General features: G+C 74.9%; 2 protein-coding genes. One reads left to right on the forward strand and one right to left on the reverse strand.

The window, feature by feature from the left end; translation table 11 throughout:
• Nucleotides 1–204 precede the first annotated feature (204 nt).
• Nucleotides 205–723, forward strand: a complete 519-nt coding sequence (locus C1I97_RS35535; RefSeq protein WP_111007065.1) for a MarR family winged helix-turn-helix transcriptional regulator — start codon at nucleotides 205–207, stop codon at nucleotides 721–723.
• A gap of 173 nt (nucleotides 724–896) precedes the next feature.
• Here the strand turns inward: C1I97_RS35535 and C1I97_RS35540 are convergent.
• Nucleotides 897–2339: FAD-dependent monooxygenase (locus C1I97_RS35540; protein ID WP_258382901.1), on the reverse strand; the 1443-nt coding region annotated here is incomplete at its 5' end.

Genomic DNA, 2339 nt, shown 5'->3' on the forward strand with positions numbered 1-2339 from the left:
GAGGAGGGGCCGGTCGGGCGGGAGGAACTCGCTGGTGACGGCGTAGGTGGTGCCCCAGGAGACAGGGGCGAGGGCGGTGAGGAGCAGGGCGGCGGGACGGCGCGACGGGGTCGGCACAGAAAGCATGCAAGTAGCTTAGTTCTAAGCTACTTAGCTTAGAGCTACTTTCTTGCAGGCGACCGTGCGACGGCGGATACTCGACCCATGAGTGCACGTCCGCAGCGGCGCCGGGACGCCGTCGACGCGATCACCGACCAGTGGGCGGCCGTACGGCCCGATCTGGACACCGCCGGGATGGAGGTCTTCGGGCGGATCTTCCGGCTGTCGCGGGCGATGGGCGAGCGCATGGAGAAGGCGTACGCCCCGTACGGGATCTCGCGCGGCGAGTTCGACGTGCTCGCCACCCTGCGCCGCTCCGGCGCCCCCTACACCCTCTCCCCCCGGCAGCTCTCGGCGACGCTCATGCTCACCACGGGCGGGATGACCGGCCGCCTGGACAAACTGGAGGCCGCGGGCCTGCTGCGCCGCTCCCCCGATCCGCACGACCGCCGCGGTCTGCAGGTGACCCTGACCGACAAGGGCCTGCGGCTCATCGACGAGGCGGTCGGCGCGGGCCTCGCCGCGCAGACGGAGGCACTGTCCGCCCTGGACGCCGAGCGGGCCGGTCAACTGGCCGACCTGTTGCGGGAGTTGCTGGCCGGGACGGCGGGGACGCAGGCGTAACGGCTGCCCGGCCGAGGGGCTGCTGGACGAGGGACCGCCGACCGAGGGGCTACCGGCCGAAGGACCGCCGACCGAGGGGCTACCGGCCGAAGGACCGCCGGCCGAGGGGCTACCGGCCGAAGGACCGCCGACCGAGGGGCTACCGGCCGAAGGACCGCCGACCGAGGGGCCGCTCAGCCCACGTGGGCGGTGAGCGCGGCCTCGATCGCGGTCTCGTCGGCCGTGTCCGCGGCCCAGGCGACGTAGCCGTCGGGGCGGACCAGCACGGCCGTACGGCGCCCGCTCGCCCAGCGCTCCGCGGTCAGCCGGCCGGACCGGTCCCGGCCGACCGGGTGCGTCCGCGGGGCGATCAGCACGAACCGGCCGCCGCGCAGGGCCTCGTAAAGGCGGCCGCCGCTGGCGAGGGCGACGTCCGGGACACGGGTGCCGACCAGGCGGTGGGCGCCCCGGGGCGCGGCATAGCGGTAGCCGATGCCGGTGATCCGCCCGGCGGCCCCGCGGCGGACCGGGCCGATCTTGTCGAGGACGGTGACGAGCACGGCGCGCAGGGCCAGGGCCCAGGGGCCGCGGGCCATGGCGAGCCGGATGATGCCGCCGCTGCTGCGCAGCACGGACCTGCCGACGGGGTGGCGTTCGGCCTCGTAGGTGTCGAGGAGCGCCTCGGGCGCGTGCCCGGTGACGACCTGGGCGAGCTTCCAGCTCAGGTTGGCGGCGTCCTGCAGACCGGTGTTCATGCCCTGACCGCCGGCCGGGCTGTGCACGTGGGCGGCGTCGCCGGCGAGGAAGACCCGGCCGACGCGGTAGGCGGGCGCCTGGCGCTCGTCGCTGTGGAAGCGGGACAGCCAGCGGGCGTCGTGCATGCCGAAGTCGCGGCCGAGGGCGAGCCGGGTGATCTCCCTGATCTCGTCGAGGTCGGCGGGTGCGCTGTCGGCGATGGCGGTGCCGCGGCGCCAGGCGATGACGCGGTAGTAGCCGTCGCCGAAGGGCGCGAGGAAGGCGAAGGCGTCGCCGACGGCGTTGACGGTCAGCAGGGTCTTCGGCGGCTCGGCGAGCCGTACGTCCGCGAGGAGGACGGAACGGATCACCGAGCGCCCCGGGAACGGCAGACCGACCGCCTCGCGCACGCGGCTGCGCATCCCGTCCGCGCCGACGACGTACGCCGCGCGCAGCGACTCCGGCCTGCTGTCGGGTGTGCGGACCCGGACCGTCACGCCGTCCGCGTCCTGGGTCAGGCCGGTCACCTCGGTCTCGTACCGGAAGTCCACGCCCGCCTTGGCGGCGCGCCGCTCCAGGGCCCCCTCCACCTCGTACTGCGGCAGGACGAGCACGTGGTGGAAGCGGGAGGGCAGGTCGCCGAGGTCGATGGCGAGCCGGCCGAAGAACTGGAGCCGGTCGAGGGGGCGGCCTGCGGCCTCCAGGCCGTCGGCGAGGTCGCGGGCGTCGAGCTGTTCGAGGGTGCGGGCGTGCAGGACGAAGGCGCGGGACAGGTTGCTGATCCGGTGCGGCCGCTTCTCGACGAGGGTGACGGGGACGCCGGCGGCGGCGAGGTCACCGGCCAGGAACAGCCCGGTGGGACCGGCGCCGACGACGAGGACGGGAACGAGGGCGGGGCCGGG

It is taken from the genome of Streptomyces sp. NTH33 (assembly GCF_003236365.1).
In the GTDB taxonomy this organism is placed as follows: domain Bacteria; phylum Actinomycetota; class Actinomycetes; order Streptomycetales; family Streptomycetaceae; genus Streptomyces.